This window comes from Chryseobacterium sp. GVT01B, from assembly GCF_019970045.1.
Classification (GTDB): domain Bacteria; phylum Bacteroidota; class Bacteroidia; order Flavobacteriales; family Weeksellaceae; genus Chryseobacterium.
This window is the reverse complement of record NZ_JAHXYI010000022.1, coordinates 1-535: the sequence shown is the minus strand read 5'-3', so window position 1 is coordinate 535 and position 535 is coordinate 1. Positions and strand designations below refer to the sequence as shown.

Sequence of the window (535 nt, the reverse complement as noted above, 5' to 3'; positions counted from 1 at the left end):
CTGCACGATAAAGATAATCCAATCCAATATTCATCGCAAGCCCAAATGGATTATTCTGCGTAATGGAGTAAGAATCAGGTAAACTCAAATAGTTATACGCAATACTCCAGATGCCTTTATCCTTCATCGTGGTCATGCTGCCGTTCAGGTCATAGTCAATCACATTATTCCCACCTTCATATCCAGTATCATTCAATGATGATTCTATCACTTTATCTAAACGGTTGCCTGTATATTGATAGCTCAGATCATCTACCTGTACAAAAGTAGTTCCTTGTGATACAGGAGATGCATTTCTTTTTAAGGTCAGGATATTCCCATTAAGATCATAACTCAGATACTCATCAAAATAACCGGTATTTCCCGTCGAAGGCTCTTTATAAAACGCATTGGTTAGCCTGTTCAATACATCATATTCATAATTATAACGCTTCAGCAGATTTTCCGATCCGTTATTCCAGTCAATTTCAGCAATGTTGCCATTGAACTTTCCAACGGACTGAGTATTAACAGGATTATTATATCTCACCTCATA

General features: G+C 37.2%; 1 pseudogene. It reads right to left on the bottom strand.

Annotated elements, in window-relative coordinates:
* Positions 1–535, bottom strand: a pseudogene (locus LC457_RS23275) (RHS repeat-associated core domain-containing protein); the annotation flags it as partial.